General features: G+C 60.7%; 20 protein-coding genes. 13 read left to right on the top strand and 7 right to left on the bottom strand.

The window, feature by feature from the left end:
• Window positions 1-27 precede the first annotated feature (27 nt).
• The gene (locus HJC00_RS28970) at window positions 28-462 is read right to left on the bottom strand and encodes a glyoxalase superfamily protein (RefSeq protein ID WP_210628530.1); all 435 of its coding nucleotides are present in this window, start codon (window positions 460-462) and stop codon (window positions 28-30) included.
• A 105-nt stretch (window positions 463-567) separates the two neighbouring features.
• On the opposite strand from HJC00_RS28970, the gene HJC00_RS28965 reads away from it, so the two are divergent.
• Both HJC00_RS28965 and HJC00_RS28960 read left to right on the top strand, forming a co-directional pair.
• Window positions 568-789 (top strand): hypothetical protein, encoded by a 222-nt coding sequence (locus HJC00_RS28965; protein ID WP_221147734.1) that lies wholly within the window; start codon window positions 568-570, stop codon window positions 787-789.
• Between the two features lie 27 nt (window positions 790-816).
• Window positions 817-1,149 (top strand): hypothetical protein, encoded by a 333-nt coding sequence (locus HJC00_RS28960; protein WP_210628532.1) that lies wholly within the window; start codon window positions 817-819, stop codon window positions 1,147-1,149.
• Here the strand turns inward: HJC00_RS28960 and HJC00_RS32865 are convergent.
• The gene (locus HJC00_RS32865; RefSeq protein ID WP_247241666.1) at window positions 1,100-1,348 is read right to left on the bottom strand and encodes a hypothetical protein; all 249 of its coding nucleotides are present in this window, start codon (window positions 1,346-1,348) and stop codon (window positions 1,100-1,102) included. The genes HJC00_RS28960 and HJC00_RS32865 overlap by 50 nt on opposite strands.
• A gap of 89 nt (window positions 1,349-1,437) precedes the next feature.
• On the opposite strand from HJC00_RS32865, the gene HJC00_RS28955 reads away from it, so the two are divergent.
• Window positions 1,438-2,304, top strand: coding sequence for a LysR family transcriptional regulator (locus HJC00_RS28955; protein WP_221165024.1), 867 nt, complete (start codon window positions 1,438-1,440; stop codon window positions 2,302-2,304).
• Between the two features lie 53 nt (window positions 2,305-2,357).
• Here HJC00_RS28955 and HJC00_RS28950 read toward each other — a convergent pair whose 3' ends face one another.
• Window positions 2,358-2,804 (bottom strand): host attachment protein, encoded by a 447-nt coding sequence (locus HJC00_RS28950; RefSeq protein WP_210628534.1) that lies wholly within the window; start codon window positions 2,802-2,804, stop codon window positions 2,358-2,360.
• Between the two features lie 415 nt (window positions 2,805-3,219).
• Here HJC00_RS28950 and HJC00_RS28945 point away from each other — a divergent pair, with 415 nt between their 5' ends.
• Window positions 3,220-3,645: a PilZ domain-containing protein gene (locus HJC00_RS28945; protein WP_221165023.1), complete on the top strand. Its 426-nt coding sequence runs from the start codon at window positions 3,220-3,222 to the stop codon at window positions 3,643-3,645.
• Between the two features lie 170 nt (window positions 3,646-3,815).
• Entirely contained in the window at window positions 3,816-4,928 is a 1,113-nt protein-coding gene (locus HJC00_RS28940; RefSeq protein ID WP_221147736.1) for a pyridoxal phosphate-dependent aminotransferase, read from the top strand.
• Between the two features lie 62 nt (window positions 4,929-4,990).
• On the opposite strand, the gene HJC00_RS28935 is transcribed toward HJC00_RS28940, so the two are convergent.
• Both HJC00_RS28935 and HJC00_RS28930 read right to left on the bottom strand, forming a co-directional pair.
• The gene (locus tag HJC00_RS28935; RefSeq protein ID WP_221165022.1) at window positions 4,991-5,428 is read right to left on the bottom strand and encodes a VOC family protein; all 438 of its coding nucleotides are present in this window, start codon (window positions 5,426-5,428) and stop codon (window positions 4,991-4,993) included.
• A 196-nt stretch (window positions 5,429-5,624) separates the two neighbouring features.
• On the bottom strand, window positions 5,625-5,894 hold the full coding sequence (locus HJC00_RS28930) for a sel1 repeat family protein (RefSeq protein ID WP_210628537.1): 270 nt from the start codon (window positions 5,892-5,894) through the stop codon (window positions 5,625-5,627).
• Between the two features lie 442 nt (window positions 5,895-6,336).
• Between HJC00_RS28930 and HJC00_RS28925 the strand changes: the two genes are divergently transcribed.
• The 3 genes from HJC00_RS28925 to HJC00_RS28915 all read left to right on the top strand — a co-directional run bounded on the left by HJC00_RS28925 (window position 6,337) and on the right by HJC00_RS28915 (window position 8,657).
• Entirely contained in the window at window positions 6,337-6,675 is a 339-nt protein-coding gene (locus HJC00_RS28925; RefSeq protein ID WP_221147738.1) for a DUF2147 domain-containing protein, read from the top strand.
• A 214-nt stretch (window positions 6,676-6,889) separates the two neighbouring features.
• Entirely contained in the window at window positions 6,890-7,069 is a 180-nt protein-coding gene (locus HJC00_RS28920; protein ID WP_064809967.1) for a hypothetical protein, read from the top strand.
• Between the two features lie 85 nt (window positions 7,070-7,154).
• Window positions 7,155-8,657, top strand: coding sequence for an AMP nucleosidase (locus HJC00_RS28915; RefSeq protein ID WP_221147739.1), 1,503 nt, complete (start codon window positions 7,155-7,157; stop codon window positions 8,655-8,657).
• A gap of 9 nt (window positions 8,658-8,666) precedes the next feature.
• Here the strand turns inward: HJC00_RS28915 and HJC00_RS28910 are convergent, their stop codons facing one another.
• Entirely contained in the window at window positions 8,667-8,882 is a 216-nt protein-coding gene (locus HJC00_RS28910) for a hypothetical protein (RefSeq protein WP_210628540.1), read from the bottom strand.
• A gap of 156 nt (window positions 8,883-9,038) precedes the next feature.
• On the opposite strand from HJC00_RS28910, the gene HJC00_RS28905 reads away from it, so the two are divergent.
• From HJC00_RS28905 to HJC00_RS28890, 4 genes are read left to right on the top strand one after another with little or no spacing between them, the layout of a single operon-like run.
• On the top strand, window positions 9,039-9,395 hold the full coding sequence (locus HJC00_RS28905) for a YciI family protein (RefSeq protein ID WP_210628541.1): 357 nt from the start codon (window positions 9,039-9,041) through the stop codon (window positions 9,393-9,395).
• Between the two features lie 10 nt (window positions 9,396-9,405).
• A complete protein-coding gene (locus HJC00_RS28900; protein WP_210628542.1) occupies window positions 9,406-9,765 on the top strand; it encodes a YciI family protein in 360 nt (119 codons plus the stop codon).
• A gap of 2 nt (window positions 9,766-9,767) precedes the next feature.
• The gene (locus HJC00_RS28895) at window positions 9,768-10,127 is read left to right on the top strand and encodes a YciI family protein (protein ID WP_210628543.1); all 360 of its coding nucleotides are present in this window, start codon (window positions 9,768-9,770) and stop codon (window positions 10,125-10,127) included.
• Window positions 10,128-10,139: 12 nt separating this feature from the next.
• Complete coding sequence (locus HJC00_RS28890) at window positions 10,140-11,381, top strand: RNA polymerase sigma factor (protein ID WP_210631664.1); 1,242 nt, start codon at window positions 10,140-10,142, stop codon at window positions 11,379-11,381.
• Here HJC00_RS28890 and HJC00_RS28885 read toward each other — a convergent pair.
• On the bottom strand, window positions 11,349-12,311 hold the full coding sequence (locus HJC00_RS28885) for a lysylphosphatidylglycerol synthase domain-containing protein (RefSeq protein ID WP_221147740.1): 963 nt from the start codon (window positions 12,309-12,311) through the stop codon (window positions 11,349-11,351). The two genes, HJC00_RS28890 and HJC00_RS28885, sit on opposite strands and share 33 nt — an antisense overlap.
• Before the next feature lie 184 nt (window positions 12,312-12,495).
• Here HJC00_RS28885 and HJC00_RS28880 point away from each other — a divergent pair, with 184 nt between their 5' ends.
• Window positions 12,496-13,989 (top strand): glycosyltransferase family 39 protein, encoded by a 1,494-nt coding sequence (locus tag HJC00_RS28880; RefSeq protein ID WP_221147741.1) that lies wholly within the window; start codon window positions 12,496-12,498, stop codon window positions 13,987-13,989.
• Window positions 13,990-14,095 lie beyond the last annotated feature (106 nt).

Genomic DNA, 14,095 nt, shown 5'->3' with positions numbered 1-14,095 from the left:
GGACAGCCTGGAAAGGATGAGGAGCGATCAGAGATCGAGCACCAAATGAGGCACGCCGTTCGAGGTCTTCCTGGGGGAGACGCCGTCGGCATCGATCTGTGCACTCACGCGTCGACGAAAGGCTGAAAAGCTCTCGAAGGTGACCACGTCAACCGCTACATCGAAATGGATGCTGATTCGGTGGAGGCCGCCCGGCAGAGCCGAAAGCGAGAGAATTTCGCCCGTGAACGGCTGATTGAGATAGCGGCCGCGAATATGGGCGCCGACGAAGAGCGGCGTCTTCGTAGCCGCATTGGGTTTTGCCGCCAGAGCCGCAAGCGTATTCCAGTCACGCGCGCCGTGCTGGCGGGCGATCATTTCCAAGGCCGCACCGTGGGTCAGCGCGGTGCCGCGATCGTTCATCGCCTGGCGCAAGCGCTTAGCCTGGGCCTTCAGTTCTTCAATGCCGGGATAGGTCGTCATGGAGTGAGCCTTCGCAAGGCATGCTCTTCGACTGCAAATGGGAGCTCGCATTGCCGTCAGTCAGCATGCACAAGGGGCCGTGACCATGATCACGAGGGCTTCACCATGGATTTTCATCCGCGAGCGGCCGGTGCCTCGAACCGGGGCTTTGTATGCGCGATCGCCGTCGGCATGTCAAGAATGGCGCGACTGCCCGCAGAATTGCGCGAATTTGGAGCAGACCTGGCCGGAATCGATGCGATTTCCAGCGATTCTCAGCAACAGCCTTCAATCTTAACGACGATCTTCAGCAATCGTCAGCACTCTTGCATTATTCTCTGCTTATGATGAGCGGAGGCTAAAAGGGCCTTTCAGATGCACCTCGACACAGAACACCCCAAGCCGGAACGTGCCTACAGGGAGTTTCACCTCGACAGGCCCGGCAATATCATCTTCGTCGGCCATCACCTCAGCACCGGAACCCAGGTGCGCTGCCTGATTCGCACGATCACGCTTGCCGGCGCGGTGCTCGAAGTCAGTCCGAGCCTCGAGATGCCGAGCCATTTCTTTCTCGAAATACTCGGCATCCATGACGAGATCGGCGCCACCGTGGTCAAACGCGAAGAAGAACTGGTGACGATCAGCTTCAACATGCTGCTCAATCCGGAATTCCTGCACCACGTGCTGCGATTGAGCTTCGAAAACTGAGGCCGCCTCCAATCGCCGCCCGATCGGGGCGCGGCCTCCTCGTCTCGCCCCTTCTTGCTGAGAGATGCGCGATGATCGGTATGATCCAGAGAAGTCCGCGCCATTCCGGGCCATCGAGCGGATCGGCCATGGGATCGCGGCGCATCCGGTAATTGCGGGACGCGACTTCGTTGAAGAGAACTACCCAGTTGAGAAGCATTGCCTATCCTCCATCTATTGCTGGAGTAGTTGAGCTAAGCCTTCACGCCTTCGCTATGTAGAGGCATGGAGGAAAGGGGGTTTTCATCCATGAAAGAGGCGAGCTGGGACGATCTGCAGCTTTTCTTCCATGTCGCGACCAGCGGCGGGCTTTCGGCGGCGGCGGCGCGGACGGGGCTCAGTGCGCCGACGATCGGCCGGCGCATGCTGGGGCTCGAACGGCTGACCGGCCGGTCGCTGTTCAACCGCGGCCCCACAGGCTACCTGCTTGCCAAGGACGGCCAGGAGTTGCTCGATCGCGTCCGGCTGATGCAGGATGCGGCGCGGGCGATCTCCGACTGGCGCGGTGAAGTGCTGACGCTGCCGATTGTGTCGACGGTCGTCGACAGCTGGACGTCGCGCTTCATCGCCGACCACCTGGCCAGCGTCTGGACGCCGAAAGACTGCTTTCGCATGTGCTATAAGACTTGTGACGCGAGCGTCGATTTCACCTATCGCGAGGCGCATATCGCCATTCGCCACAGCCGGCCGGATGGCGGCAACGTCGCGATCCGCCGTTCAGTCAAGGTAGCGCATGCGGTTTATCAGGCAGCCGATTATGACGAGAGCAATTGTAACTGGATCTCGCTCGGAACAGATATCGCCATAACACCGGCGGACAAGTGGACTTTCGAACAGCCGGATTATTGGATCACCAGCTGGACGAACACGCCGCATATGCTCTTTTACCTGATCCGAGGGGGCGCCGGCCGCGGCGTGTTGCCCTGTTTCATCGGCGACGAGGAGCGCAAGCTCGTCCGAGCTGGGCCTGTCATCGATGCATTGACCTACGAGGTGTGGATCGTCGCGCATGACGACGAGCGGCAAAGGCCGGAAGTCAGGACGGTCATCGATCGCCTGGCCACACTGTTTGCCGATCATGAGGATCTCTTTGCCGGAGAGAGACCGTTGGTCTGAAGCGAACAAGAACGCGGGCCAGCGGGCCCGCGTTTGCTCACCGGTTGGTTTCATCACGCGGCGAGATGCCGCTCGATATCGTCGATCGGCAGATTGGTATAGTCTTTCGCCAATTCCGCCAATATAGCCGCCTGCGTCCCGGCGCTCAGCGCCGGCCGCAGGGTGCCGAGCGCCTTCGGCGGCGCGATGAGGACGATACGGCGCGCATCCTTTGCCTGCGTCAGCTCGTCCATTCGCTCAGCCACATGTTTCAGAAATTGCGCTTCGGCCTGCTCCTGCCAGCTGGTCTCTTCGACAGCGCTGCGGCTCCATCCATCAGCGGCATGGCTGCGGCCAGGCTTGTCGCTGCCGAGCTCACGATCGGGCTCGTTCGGCTGCGTCAGCGTTTCCAACACCGTCAGGCTCATCAGCTGGGCATCGCCGGCATTCTGCATGATCAGCGCCTTGGCTCCATTGCAGACTACGACCCATGATTTCCCGGGGATTCTGATGTCGGTCATCTTCAACTCCTCGCTGTCGTCATCGAAGCGCCTTGCTTCATCGATCGAAAGCGCGTCGCGATCTTTCAGATTCGCTCCTTGCGCTTTCGGTTTTTGTTTTTACGCATGTCGTTATCGCAAACCGCTGACACTTTTGCGCGACATGCTTTAGGCAGAACGCCCGACCATTGAAAGAGTTCGAGAAAACTGCGCCGAAATCGGTCGGGGAACAATCCGTAATGCATTTTGGCGGGAGAGCCTGCGTTCCGATTCTGAACATTCGGCGTACCGCATGGAAACAAAATTTGAACTCGTTAAAATTGTCTTTTTATATTTGACGAATGTGCAAAACATTCATGTGACCGTGGCTGAAGCAAGATCAGCTTGCTCCAGAGCAAGAACCCCCAATTGTGCCCTGCCTGACGGAGAATGTAAGATGACTATGCTCCGCGCCACACACCTTGCAACGGTCAAATCCGCCATTTACGACCTGCGCTGGGAAGAGTTCAACGTCAAGCGCCCGGCCCGTATCGTCGCCGTCCGGCCGTGCCTCACCGGATTCTCGATGCGAAGCGCCGAGATCATCGACATATCGCAGGGCGGTGCGACGTTCATCGTCTCGACCACCGCCGGTCTGCCGAAACATTATTATCTCAACATTCTCGGACTAGCCTATCGGATCGGCTGTGCCGAGGTCTACCGCAATAAGGAACGCATCGGCGTGAGGTTCATCAACCTCCTGGACCCCGAGGTTCTGCGCCGCGTCGTGCGCGCCGATTTCCTTGTCGGCAATATGGAAGCGATCGACGCCCGGCGTGCGCCGATGTTTCGGGAGACAAGGCCGGCGGCCAGTCTCGCATAAGTCGTCGATCGAAGGCGAAATTTGGCGGCGATTCAAAGCGCTACGCCGTCCCTGCCGCGTTTGAACAGGCGCGCCGGGCTGCTGTGGTTGCGGAATAATCTTGCTTGCCTTGGCCGTGCCCGGGCCTATTGTTGCGCCTGATCTCAACATGTCCGGGAAACCGCTTTCGCATGTCCGCCTTCTCGCGCTTCACGCCCCTCATCAGCGCCCTGCCCTCCACAGTTCCCTTCGTCGGCCCTGAGGCCATCGAACGCCAGCGCGGACGTGCCGTTCTGGCGCGCATCGGCGCCAATGAGAACGGCTTCGGCCCGGCCCCTTCCGTGCTTGCCGCGATGCGCGAAGAGGCACGCGACATCTGGAAATACAACGACCCGGAAAATTTCGCGCTGCGGGAAGCGCTTGGCGCGCATCTCGGTGTGACGTCCGCCAATATCGCCATCGCCGGCGGCATTGACGAATTGCTCGGCCAGATCGTCCGGCTGGTGATAGAGCCGGGGGCGTCCGTTGTTACCTCGCTCGGCGCCTATCCGACATTCAATTTCCATGTCGCCGGTTTTGGCGGCCGCCTGGTGACCGTCCCCTACGCAAACGACCGCGAGGATCTCGACGGGCTGCTCGATGCCGTCAGGCGCGAGAAAGCGCCCCTCGTCTATTTCGCCAATCCCGACAATCCGATGGGAAGCTGGTGGGACGCCGACAGCATCGTCGCTTTCGCCCGGGCGCTGCCCGAGACCACGATGATGGTGCTGGACGAAGCCTACAGCGAAACGGGGCCGGCAAATTCGCTGCCGTCGATCGCTTCGCTCATCAATCTGCCGAACATCGTCCGCACCCGCACCTTTTCCAAGGCCTATGGGCTTGCCGGCTCACGCACCGGCTACGTGATCTCGACCTCAGGCACGGCACAGGCCTTCGACAAGATCCGCAATCATTTCGGCATGAATCGGCTGGCGACCGCCGCAGCGTTGGCCGCGCTCAAGGACCAGGCCTATCTGGCCGAAGTGATCGGGAAGATCCATGCTGCGCGGGAGCGGATCGGCCGCATTGCCCGGGCGAACGGTCTTGAGCCGCTGGCGTCGGCGACGAACTTCGTGGCGATCGATACCGGCCACGACGGCGCCTATGCGCGGGCGATCGTCGATGGCCTTATCGAGCATGGCGTCTTCATCCGCATGCCGGGTGTCGCGCCGCTCAATCGCTGCATCCGCGTCAGCGTCGGGCCTGAGGCTGATATGGCGCTGTTCGAGGAAGCGCTGCCGCAGGTCTTGAAGACACTCGCCTGAGCTGTCATTCCTGTCCGCTCGCCGACATCGGTCGGTCTTCGCCATTTGTCTGGGTGTTGCGTTCAGCTGAGTTCCTGGGCGAGGCCGATCAGAATCCCCTCAGGTCCGCGGATGTAGCAGAGCCGATATGCATCCTTATACTGAACGACCTCTCCTACGAGCTGCGCGCCGCGCCTGCGGAGCCTTTCAAGCGTCTCGTCGATGTCATCCACTGCGAACATGACGCGGAGGTAGCCGAGGGCGTTGACCGGTGCGTTCCGGTGATCTGCGATGACAGGCGGGGCCAGGAAGCGGGAGAGCTCGAGCCGGCTGTGGCCATCCGGCGTGCGCATCATGGCAATCTCGACGCGCTGATCGCCCAGTCCGGTGATACGTCCGGCCCATTCGCCTTCGACCGTGGCCCTCCCTTCGAATTCGAGGCCGAGTTCGCCAAAGAAATCAATCGCCTCTCCGAGGTCTTCGACGGCGATTCCCACGTTGTCCATTCGCTTGAGCGCCATGTTTTGATCTCCAAGGTGTCGTTGCAATCGACCAGGTCTTGCCTCGTCTAACGAAGGACGTCCGAGGCACGCCAATACCGACAGCTTGGAAAACATCTGTTAAAGCGCCGTGCGTCCTTTTGGACAGGCGGCGCTCCAACACGTCGAGCTGACGTATCGTTCCGTCTGAAACGGCTTCAGATTTTCGGTCGATGCGTCAGTGCACCGTCATCCATTCGCGGGCAGCGCGCAGTGCTTCCACGAGCTGCATCTTGTTCATGGCGGCGGCCACGTCGGCGCGAAGCTCGGCGGCGCGGTCGTTGCCCTTGATCGCGGCGATGTTCAACCACTTGTGGGCGGCAATGAGATCGACGGCGCAGCCGCGGCCGGTCGCATACATCAGACCCATTTCGCAGAAGACATCGGCGCTGTTGTTGTCGCCACCCATGGTGGCCGTTTCAGCATTGTGCATTTCAAAGCGTGCCATCGGTTTTATCCCTGTTAGCCTGTTTACGACTTACCCTGTTTTACCTTCGGGCCCTGCCGTCTATCGCGGCTTTGCGGCCCTTCCGGTCCGGCGGGCTTGCCCCGCTCGTCTGATGACTTGACTATGCCAAATGGCTTTCAAAAAACGCCTAAAATGCATGATTAATTTGAGACAAACAAACTGCAAACGCTTGGTAAAATTGGGTTTTTGTTAAACATCGGATTCCCTGTGACCTAGGCCTTTTCGCTCAAATTTTACAAAAGATTCAGATTTGGAAATAAACAGATCGTTCATCATGAAATCAGCAGGCGACGGGTTTAAAAGTTCTATGGTCGGCCTTCGGCTGCATTCAGCGAGCGGCGAACGGACAGCCGGCTCTATTTACCTTTACGTTCGCGTCAGTTATTTTCGCGACCGGTCAGAAGACATCAGGGAGGAAAAGATGATCCGCAGTCTCGTTCTTGCCGGCGCTATCGCCGTGATCGCGGGGACAGCCTATGCCGAGGAACCTATCGTCGGCAATTGGAAGACGGCCTCCGGCGAAACGGCGGTGATTGCCGCCTGCGGCGGGAGCTTTTGCGTGACGCTGAAAACCGGCAAATATACCGGCCGCAAGATCGGCACATTTGCCGGGACCGGCGGCAGCTATGCCGGCGAGATCACCGACCCAGCCGCCGACAAGACCTATAGCGGCTCAGGAAAGATTTCCGGCAATTCACTGAAGATGCAGGGCTGCGTGATGAAGATCCTCTGCAAGACGCAGACCTGGACACGGCTCTGACGCGATAAGGCCGACGCAACAATCATCCAAAAACGTAATCATGCCGGCCGAAATGCCGGTATGCCTCGACGTCTTCCAGGCTTGCCGATCCTCATTGCAATCGCCAGACCCCGCCCCGCAAGCTGAACGGCGGATGAACCGGCATCTCAGCACTCGTTCAGCCGAGGTGTGGCAAAACTCATGTCACGGTTAAGTTGCGTATTGGGGGTCCGGGATGAACTTCTATATTCTGGCAAGACGTTTCACAATCATCACTCTGTTCGCGGCGATCTTCGCCGTCACATTTTCGGCGGTCGTCGTGCACAATGGCGGCGGCGGCACGCAGTCGCATTTCGGCGCGAGCTATACCTGCCTGGAGAGAAGCGGAACTTTCTGCGCACCGACGGTGCGGTGACTGACATCAGACTCTTAAGAGAAAAAATCGGATTCCGCCGGCGCGGCGTCGTTTGCTTGTCAAAGACAACTCTCTATAATGCGTCATGAACAAACGAATCTCCCCCCTGTCGCCCCTCGACATTTCCTCTCCGCCCCCTTTCCAGCCCGAGAGTTTCGATGATCCCGCCAAGGCCGTCGAGACGCTGACAGCGCTTTACGAACGCAATACGGCGTTCCTGATCAAAAACTTCGCCGAGCTTGCCCAAGGCGCTCCGATCGCCTCGCGCTACCGCGCCTTCTATCCGCAGGTCAGCATCGAGACGACGAGCTTCGGCCATGTCGACTCGCGCCTCTCCTACGGCCACGTCACGGCGCCAGGCATCTACACGACGACGATCACCCGGCCGAAGCTCTTCAAGCATTATCTGAAGCAGCAACTGTCACTGTTGATTAGGAGCCACAATGTTCCGATCGTCGTCTCGGAATCGTCGACGCCGATCCCGCTGCACTTCGCCTTCGGCGAGGGCGCGCATGTGGAAGCATCGGCCTCAGCCTTTGTCGATGTTCCAATGCGCGATATCTTCGACACGCCCGACCTCAACACCACCGACGACGAGATCGCCAACGGCGAATATATCCCGCCGCCGGGCGAGCCCTCGCCGCTTGCGCCATTCACCGCGCAGCGCATCGACTATTCGCTGGCCCGGCTGTCGCATTATACGGCGACGCATGCCGAGCATTTCCAGAATTTCGTGCTGTTTACCAACTACCAGTTCTATATCGACGAATTCTGCAGCTGGGCGCGCAAGCTGATGGCGGAGGGCGGCGACGGTTACACCGCCTTCGTCGAGCCCGGCAACATCGTCACCCTGCCCGGCTCGAGCGCGCCGGAAACGGATGCGACACTTGCCCGCCTGCCGCAGATGCCGGCCTACCATTTGAAGAAGAAGGGTCATGCCGGGATCACCATGATCAATATCGGCGTCGGCCCCTCCAACGCCAAGACGATCACCGACCACGTCGCCGTGCTGCGCCCGCATGCCTGGCTGATGCTCGGCCATTGCGCCGGCCTGCGCAACAGCCAGCGGCTAGGCGATTACGTTCTCGCCCATGCCTATATGCGCGAGGACCATGTTCTCGACGACGACCTGCCGGTCTGGGTGCCGATTCCCGCGCTCGCCGAAGTGCAGGTGGCACTGGAAGCGGCCGTGGCCGAAATCACCGGTTACGAGGGTTTCGAGTTGAAGCGCATCATGCGCACCGGCACCGTCGGCACGATCGACAACCGCAACTGGGAACTGCGCGATCAGCGCGGGCCGGTGAAGCGGCTTTCCCAAGCGCGCGCGATCGCGCTCGACATGGAATCGGCAACGATCGCCGCCAACGGCTTCCGCTTCCGCGTGCCCTACGGCACGCTGCTCTGCGTCTCCGACAAGCCGCTACACGGCGAGTTGAAGCTGCCTGGTATGGCGACGGCCTTTTACCGCACGCAGGTGAACCAGCATTTGCAGATCGGTATCCGTGCCGTCCAGAAGCTTGCGGCCATGCCGCCGGAAGCGCTGCATTCGCGCAAACTGCGCAGCTTCTTCGAGACGGCCTTCCAATAGGCCTTTTCTTCACCGGCCGGTCGCAACAGGCGCCGAACTCTGCGCAAGCATTTGCGGTCTGCCGGCGGCAATGTTCAGCCCTGCAATCAACAGGGTGAAGGCGACGAAGACAAAAGCGACGCGCAGAAGGGCCTTCAGCCCACCGCTTTCATCGAATGCCAGCCCGCGCTTCTCATGGCGGCGCGCCCATATCTGGCTTGCCAGCGCGATTTCAAGAATACTCATTGCCATTCTCCTCGACAGGTTTCAACGAAGCCTTGTCGAGCGCTATCTTGCGATTTCGACAGGTGACCGGCACAAAAGATTTGTCCTGACGCTGTCGAAATGCCCGCACCCCATTCGTCCAGAGGTATTGAAACCCTGCAAGGAGGCTGCCCCGCGATGAAATATCTCTGCCAAGTCTGGTTCGATGGCGCGATACTCGACGCCATGACCAAAGAGGAGAAGGCCGAACTCGACGCAAATTCACTGCACTACGACAGGGACCTCGTCGAAAGCGGGCACATGATCGTCGCCCAGGCGCTGCAGCCGCCAACCTCGGCGGTGACGGTTCGGGTGCGCAGCGGCGAGACGTCGGTGACGGATGGCCCATTCGCCGAGACTAAGGAAGCGCTCGGCGGCTTCATTCTGATTGAGGCGAAGGACCTTAACGACGCGATCCGCGTTGCCGCCGGCATTCCACTCGCCAAACTGGGCGCGATCGAGGTGCGGCCAATCCACGAATTCGCAGCTCAATGAGGACAAACCGATGAAATTTCTATGCCAGATCTGGTTCGACACCGAAAAAAGCAAGCTGGTCCCTCAGACCGAATGGGATGCGCTCACACAGGAGTGCATCATCAGCGACAATCGCTGGCGCGAGAGCGGCCATCTGCAGGTGGCGCTCGCCTTGCATGAACCGTCAACAGCGATCACGGTCCGCCTGCGCAATGGCGAAGTCTCAGCGACCGATGGCCCATTTGCCGAAATCAAGGAGCATCTCGGCGGTTTTGTGCTGATCGAGGCAGAAAATATCGAGGAGGCGAAGACGATCGCGTCGAGCTTTCCGATCCTCAAATATTCCTCAATCGAAGTGCGCCCGACTTACGCCATCCAGGATGGGAAATAGCCATGCGTTATATCTGCATGATTTATAACAGCGCCGACACGGATGGCAGGCTGACGCCTGATGAAACCGGTGAACTCATCAAAGCGCATTTCGCTTTCGATGAGGAGCTTCGCCGCGATGGCATCCTGATCCATTCCGATGCCTTGGAGATGCCTGACCAGGCGACGGTGCTGCGCGTTCGAAACAATACGCTCTCCGCCACCGATGGGCCCTATGTCGAGACGAAGGAACACCTCGCCGGCTTCTACGTCATCGAGGCGCCAGATCTCGTAAAGGCGAAAGAGATTGCCGGACGGATCCCTTCGGCGCGTTTCGGCGCGGTCGAGCTCAGGCCCGTGCGGACCCTCACCGCGCCGCAGTGAGGAGGAGCGCCTCTGGAGAGCGTGATCGAAGAGATTTATCGAACCCAGTCGCGCCGGGTGCTGGCGACGCTGATCCGCCTGCTCGGGGATTTCGATCGGGCGGAGGAAGCGCTTCAGGATGCCTTTGCCGCGGCCGCCCGGACATGGCCGACGGATGGCATCCCCGCTAACCCGTTCGCTTGGCTCGTCTCGACCGGACGTTTCAAGGCGATCGACACCATTCGGCGGCGAGCGCGATTCGATGCCTCGCAGCAGCACATCGAGGACAGCCTCTACAGCGTCGACGAAACGGAGATCGGCGATATGGAAGCGATCGAGGACGACATGCTGCGGCTGATCTTCACCTGCTGTCATCCCGCTATCCCCTCCGATGCCCAGACGGCGATGGCGCTTCGGGAAATCTGCGGATTGAGCACCGAAGAGATCGCCCATGCGTTTCTCGTTTCGGCGCCGACGGTCGCCCAGCGGATCGTGCGCGCCAAGAACAGGATACGGGCCGCGAATATCCCCTACGAAGTGCCGGGCCGCGACGCACTGCCTCAGCGGCTCGATCAGGTGCTGCACGTCATCTATCTCGTCTTTAACGAGGGCTATTCCGCCTCATCAGGCGGGGATGTGGTCCGCGCCGACCTGACCGCCGAGGCGATACGGCTGGCGCGGTTGCTTCTGGCGCTGCTGCCGCATCCTGACGCCCGTGGGCTGCTGGCGCTGATGCTGCTGCAGGATTCCCGCCGCCTGGCACGCAGCAACCAGCAGGGATCGCTGGTGCTGCTCGCCGACCAGGACCGTTCGCTCTGGGACCGTGTGAAAATCGCGGAAGGCCTGGCGCTGCTCGCCGAGGCGATGCGGGCGGCAGAGATCGGCGCCTATACGGTGCAGGCGGCGATCGCTGCCGAGCATGCCAGGGCGCCGACGGCCGATGAGACCGACTGGCGGCGGATCGCCTTCTATTACGATCTGCTGCTGGCGGCGCAGCCATCGCCGATCGCGGAACTCAACCGCGCCGTGGCGATCGCTATGGCGGACGGGCCGGCAAAGGGACTGGATCTGATCGATGCCATTCTGGGCCGCCAGGAGCTCACGGCCTATCACCTCGCCCATTCGGCGCGCGCCGATTTCCTGCGCAGGCTCGGCCGCACCGAAGAGGCGATCGCCGCCTATCAGACGGCGCTGTCGCTTTGTCGGCAGGAGCCGGAGCAGGCATTTCTGCGGAAACGGATTTCAGAGCTTGCCGCGGCGCCCGAGCGGCAGTGAGATCGCGGTGCCCGTCAGCGCCGAAACGATGATCAAGAGATGCGCGTTGACGCTTGCCTGCGCCAGCGCGGCCAGAGCCATCCGCTCACCCGATGCTCCGAGCGCAATGGCACCGGCGGTGATGCCGGCCGGATAGGTGCCGACGCCGCCCGGCGCGTGCACCGGCAGGACAGAGGAGAGTTCACCCCCGAGCGCGCCGCCGAAGCTTGCCGCCATCGGCAGCACGCCCATCAGGCCGAGCGCCCATGCGAGCACGATCACCTTCACCAGCCAGTTGACGATGGTCATCGCCCAGGCGCGCGCAAAGGCGGCGGCATCGAGCGGCAGACCGTTTTCGATTTCGACGACGAATTTCTGCGCCTTTTCCGGCAACAGCCTCGCGGCGACCCGCAGAAGCGGCTTGCGTGCAGCGAAGGCCGCGACCGGCAGCAGCAGGAAGCCTGACCAAAGCGACCACGCGACAAGCGCATCGGCCGCAGCGAGCGCAAAGCCGATACCGGCCGCCGCCAGGAGCGCGTGCAGATCGAGCAGCCGCATGACCAGGAGCGCCGAGGTTCCGCGGGCCAGCGGGATGCCGAACTCGGTGCGCATCAACAACGGAAAGCTGGTCTCGCCGGTGCGGAAGGGCAGCATGATATTCAGGAGATTGTGGATCTGCGTGACGCGGAAGAGGATTGCGAACCGGCCCGCCGTTTCCTTGGGAAAATAATCGTAGATGCGCCAGGTGCGCAGGAAATAGGTGCTCGTCAACGCCACGAGCGCACCGATCACCGGGCCTGCCCCGACATCGGCCCATTGGCTGATGATGACGGGCCAACCCCAGAACCATTGCACGAAGAGCGCATAGGCTGCGACAATTGCGACCGTCAGCGCCGTCATGCGATTGCGCATAAACCAGGATTGCTGGCTTTCAACGATCGAACTCTTCATGTAGTAGGCATTCCTCGCTTGGCGTCGGCATGAGCCTCGGCTCCATTGCCAGGCGTTTTAGGAGAAATGAAGGTTGGGCACAACGGCGGAGTTGAAGCCACGGGCGGCGAGATCGCTTCAAGGCCGACAACCGCGGCGGCAGACCGACAAATCACGGCGCCTTGCCGGCTTGACTTGGAGATCGATGTTGGAGCGCATTACCAGAAACATCAGGAGCGCGAGCATTTTTCTGGCAGTCTATTTCCTGCTGAACATCGTGCTCCGCATCGCATTGCCCCATACGCTCGATCTCGACGAGGCGGAACAATCGTTCTACTCGCAATATCTCTTGGCCGGCTACGGCTCGCAGCCGCCCTTCTACAACTGGATCCAATACGCCATCGTTTCGGTGACCGGGATCACGATGTGGGCGCTCTCGGTTCCGAAGAACATCATCCTCTTCGGCTGTTATCTTTTCTATGGGCTGGCCGCCCGCGAGGTGCTGAAGAGCCGTCTGCTCCCGCCTATCGCCATGCTGAGCCTGATTACCCTGCCACAGGTTGGCCTGATGGCGCAGCGCGAACTGACCCACACCGTTGCCCTGCTGTTTGCGACCTCGCTCTTCCTCTTCGGCTTTTTCCGCACACTTCGTCAGCCGACGATCGGGAGCTATCTCGTCGTCGGCATCGCCACCGGCATCGGCCTCATCTCCAAATACAATTTCGCCATCCTGCCGTTTGCCGCCTTCGTCGCAGTCCTGGTGGACCGAAAGTGGCGCAGCCGGCTGTTGGACTGGCGTCTGCTGCCGGCATTCGCAATCGCCATGCTGATCATTCTGCCGCATGCGCTCTGGCTGCCCGATAACCTCGTCAGCGCTTCGGCCCCGACCATGGAGCGGATGACCGCCGAGCACGAGGCCGCCGCTGGCCTTCCCCGTATCGGACAGGGGCTGTTGTCCCTCGCAATCGCCGTCCTCGGCTTCGTCGCATTGCCGATCGTTCTCTTCGCAGCAGCCTTCCGACTGGATTTCTTCCGTGCGTTTTCCGCGTCCAGTCCGATGATCCGGGTCATCGAGCGGATGATGATCGTCAGCCTGATCGCCTTCGCCGGCGTTGTCGTCTTCGCCGGCGCGAGCGATATCCACGAGCGCTGGCTCGACCCGTGCCTGCTCGTCCTGCTGATTTATCTGCTCCTGAAGCTCGAAACCGCGAGCTTCGATCTTTCCGCCGGCCTGGCACGCTTCCGGCCAGTGGTGCCGGTCTTCATGGTCGTCATCCTGGCGATCCTTCTGCTCAGGATCGTCGCCATGCAATATACCGGCGTTTATACGAGAACGAACGTGCCCTTCTCCGGCTACGTGGCCGAACTGACCGCGACCCGCAAGCCGGTTCTCATCGTGGCGGGAACCAAGTTCGTGGCCGGCAACATGAAGCTGGAATTCCCCGACGTTCCCGTCGTGATCCCATTCTTTCCAGGGCCCGGAGTTCCCGAATATGCGGCTGCGAAGGGTCCGGTGCTCGTTGTCTGGCGCGGAGAAACCGCAAATGACCCCACCATTTCTCCCGACTTTGCCGATGATCTCGTGAAATCGGGTATTCATCTGCAGGAGGTGAAGACGCTGACCCTTCCCTATCTTTTCGGTGACGGCAAACATACGTTCTCGATTGGTTATTCCTGGGTGGAAGGCGGCGCGAAGTAGGGTTGCGGCAAGTCGGCCGATTGCGGGGAAAGCGGCATTGCCCGCTGGCAACGGCCGGACACTTCATGTAGTAGGCTTCCGCAAGCGCGGTGGCGGCAGTAAGATT

It is taken from the genome of Rhizobium sp. NLR22b, assembly GCF_019685295.1.
GTDB lineage: Bacteria > Pseudomonadota > Alphaproteobacteria > Rhizobiales > Rhizobiaceae > Rhizobium.
Note: the sequence above shows the minus strand (reverse complement) of the source record. Positions and strands in the feature narration are given on the sequence as shown.